This is a genomic window from Chamaesiphon sp. OTE_20_metabat_361, assembly GCF_031364565.1.
Genome location: NZ_JANLWO010000597.1, coordinates 1 through 4,037, shown reverse-complemented (window position 1 = coordinate 4,037; position 4,037 = coordinate 1). Strand labels below are relative to the sequence as shown.

Here is a 4,037-nt window from a genome sequence, read left to right as displayed (position 1 = left end):
CGCTGTCTTGACTGAAACGCTTAGCACGAGGGAACCTCAGCGCGATTTCAGTCGCAAACCGTCGGGGAACAAAGGCGTGCGCGAATCGCTATCCACTATCCACTATCCACTATCCACCTACCCTATGAATCTGTCCGCACTAATCCTCACAGCTCTAGCCATTGGTATGGCATTTGGGACGATCTTGAATACGACATTTCCGCTGGCGATCGTGCCATTGGATCGATATTTATTAGCACCAATCGGGGCAGGATTTTTGCGGATCATTCAATTTGTGGTGGTACCATTGATTTTTTCGTCGTTGATTTTGGGCCTCAACCGGATTCAGGGGACGGGACAAGTTGGTAGATACGTGTTGAAGCTGATGACTTGTTATGTGGTGACGAGTTTTATCTCACTGTGTATCGGGATGGCGGTGGCGGTGTTTTTGCAGCCCGGAGCGGGGGTGACGGGATTTGTGCTGCCAGCAGCCACAGCGGCGAATGTCGCGCCTGATTCGATCGATTGGTTGGTGAGTTTGATTCCGACAAATCCACTCGGCGCACTCAGTAGTGGTAATTTACTGCAAATTATTTTTTCGGCGGCTTTATTCGGGACGGGAATTCAAATGGCACAGGCACAAGCCAAGCCATTTGTGGAGTTATTGGAAAGTATTTATACTATCAGTGAGAAAGTGCTAGCGGTAATTTTGTATGCTGCGCCTGTGGGTGTATTTGCCCTGATTAGTTCGACAATTGCAACCCAAGGTTTGGGACTAATTATTCGGCTGTCTTGGTATGTGTTGGGGCTATTTATTGCCACGCTAATTATGGCGGGATTTTATTTAATCTTACTAGTTTTACTCAAAGCCCAACCTGCTAAGTTTTTTCGCAGCTTGATTCCGTCGTTCTTTCTAGGATTTGGGACGGCAAGTTCCAATGCTGTCTTACCGATGGTCTTAAAAAATATGCAGGAAGATTATGGCTTGCGATCGGAGATTGCTAGCTTTGCATTACCATTAGGGACGGCTTTAAAACGCGATGGGGCAACAATTTTACAGGGCTTTAATGCGATTTTTATCGCTCAGATTTACCATGTCCCCTTGACCCCATCGTTATTATTGACGATCGGGCTGAGTAGTTTTTTAGTATCTTTTAGTACACCGGGAGTTCCAGGTTCGGCACTAATTACGATGGCAACGGTACTCTCGGCGGCAGGATTGCCCCTCGAAGGGATTGCGATCGTCGCTGGGATCGATCGATTGACCGATGGTTTTAAGACGGTACTAAATGTGGTGGGCAATAGTAGCAATGCGATTCTCCTGAGTTTGTGGGAACCAGCACCACCGATTGCTGCTGAAGCAATGGTAGCGCCCCTAGTACCGGAACCAGATTTACGGCATTAGGTTAGGCTTTGGGCTTTAGGCTTTGGGGGAAACTACATCGCTATTTTTGGCACATCTGGCATTGCTGAATTGGGATATGAAGCATAGACCTTTCCCCTTTCCCCTTTTCCCCTATCAACAAGTCTTGCTTATCACCATAACTGCTGGAGAGCCGATCGGCAAATTAGCTTAGCAGCGAGCGGCTATCTACTTGTCAATTGGCTTAATTGCGCGCAGGCTTATTGAGAATTTGTAGCAAATATTATAAAATGATGCTACCTTAATTGTTTATTAATACACTCATAAACTAATGATAATTTTTAGGTAAATTAGACATGAGTTATCGAAGTCAATTAATAATCCCATCAAACTCAAGATTAAGCCGATGTCAATCTGTGAATTTTTGCAAGTGTATTCAGAGCTACAACCTGAAGCAATTGCGATCGAAGATCCGCTGACACAGTTAACATATCAGCAACTAAATAGTCGCGTAAATCAGTTAGCAAACTATCTCCGCAAGCGAGGAATACAACCCGACGTATTGGTGGGAATTTATACAGATCGTTCGATCGAGAGTGCGATCGCTATTTTAGGAGTTCTCCAAGCTGGGGGAGCTTATATTCCACTCGATCCAGCATATCCTCAAGCTAGATTAGAGACGATTCTAGCCGAAACAAACTTACCATTAATCTTAACTCAACAGCATTTAGCCGCAAATCTAACGACAGCCGAAACCGATTTATTTTTAATAGATACTCAATGGCACCAAGTCGCCACCGCCAGCGAACAGCTCCCAGCCGCAGCAACAACACCCGCTAATTTGGCTTATGTCATGTACACATCTGGCTCTACAGGCAAACCCCAGGGTGTCCAAATTACGATCGAGCAGGTAAAGTGCTATCTTCAAGCAATCGATGAGATTGTCAAAATTCAAGCTGATGATGTTTATTTGCTCTCAGCATCTTTTTCATTTTCCTCATCAGTTAGGCAATTATTACTACCGCTATCTCATGGTGCTAAAGTAATAATTAGTTCTAAAGATAACAATACCAACCTAGCTAGTTTAATCGAACTAATCCAGACTAAAAAAATTACGATCTTCGATACAGTAGCTGCTGTGTGGGACTCTATATTAGTTAGTATCGCCAATCTCGACGGGTTGCAATACCAATTGATGAATTCTCATCTGAGAGTACTGATATTTTCAGGTGGATTATTGACCCCTCAACTATTAGCACGAGTGCGAAACCAATTTCACAACTCACCAGCAATTGTAAATGTTTACGGTCAAACCGAAACGATTGGTGTTTGTGCCTACCCAATTCCTGAGAACTTTGAGCGTACCGAAGGATATGTCCCTGTCGGCGCTCCGTATCCTCACAATCAACTATATCTACTCGATGAGAACAATTCACCTGTTGCCGCTGGTGCTGTCGGCGAATTGTGCATTGCGGGTAGGAGTTTAGCACGCGGTTATGCCAACAATCCGCAATTAAACGATCGCAAATTTATTCCCAACCCATTTACCGCCAATCCACAGGAACGACTTTACAAAACTGGCGATTTGGCACGTTACTTACCCGACGGCAACTTGGAAATCATCGGACGCCAAGATTTTCAGGTCAAAATTCGCGGGATGCGGGTAGAAATCGAAGAAATCGAAACCGTACTCAGACAGCATCCGGCTGTTCGACAAGCAGCCGTAGTGGGTAAAGAGCGGACGCTGAGCAGTACATCCGCAGGCGAACGGATAATTGTGTCTTATATCGTTCCACTGCTAGCGACGTTCGAGCTCCTTAATGTGCGATCGTTTCTCAAGACTAAATTAACCGACTATGCCATCCCATCGGCTTTTGAAATCTTAGATACCCTACCGCTGACACCCAATCATAAATTAGATCGCCACCGACTGCCAGCACCCAGTCGCAAAAATTTGCTACCCATACCGCCGCGCGACGAACTAGAACAGCAGTTAATCCAAATTTGGGAACGCGCACTAGGGGTACAACCCGTCGGGATTAATGACAACTTCTTCGATCTCGGCGGACATTCACTCATCGCCCTCCAACTATTTGCCCACATCGAGCAAATTTGGCACAAACGTCTATCCTGGGGGGTTTTGTTTGAGTCACCTACAATTGCCCAGCTTGCCGAGATTATTCGTCAACAGACGGCTCCAGTCACTGACTCACCCCTAGTTTTGCTCGGGGCGGGTACATCTAGACAACCACCGTTGTTTTGCATTCATGCTCTCGGTGGTACGTTATTTAACTATTACGATTTGGTGAGAAGATTGGGGAATCGAGCGATTTATGGGCTACAATCGTGCGGCATCAATGGCAGCCAACAGCCCCTAAATTGCGTAGAAGATATGGCTAGTTACTATATCAAATCGATCCAAACCATTCAGCCGCAGGGGCCGTACTTGTTGGTCGGCTACTCTTTTGGTGGGATCGTCGCTTTTGAGATGGCGCGACAATTTGCCGAAATGGGCGAAAGAGTGGCTTTCTTAGGCTTAGTAGATATTAAGTCGCCAACAGTGAATAAAGATACAATGTCAGTCAGAAAATGGCTGAGCTTTCATTACCAAGAATTAAAAAAACTCCAACTCAAAGAGCAACTAGAATATTGTAAAGAGAAGATATTTTATCGAGTATCGATTAAAACCAAAGGT

2 protein-coding genes are annotated in these 4,037 nt (G+C 45.2%); both read left to right on the top strand.

Features of this window, described 5'->3' with window-relative positions; all coding sequences use genetic code 11:
- Positions 1–124: 124 nt before the first annotated feature.
- Positions 125–1,384 (top strand): dicarboxylate/amino acid:cation symporter, encoded by a 1,260-nt coding sequence (locus tag RMO35_RS17145; RefSeq protein ID WP_310411508.1) that lies wholly within the window; start codon positions 125–127, stop codon positions 1,382–1,384.
- Between the two features lie 364 nt (positions 1,385–1,748).
- A partial coding sequence (locus RMO35_RS17140) for an amino acid adenylation domain-containing protein (protein WP_309742526.1) occupies positions 1,749–4,037 on the top strand: 2,289 nt, incomplete at its 3' end.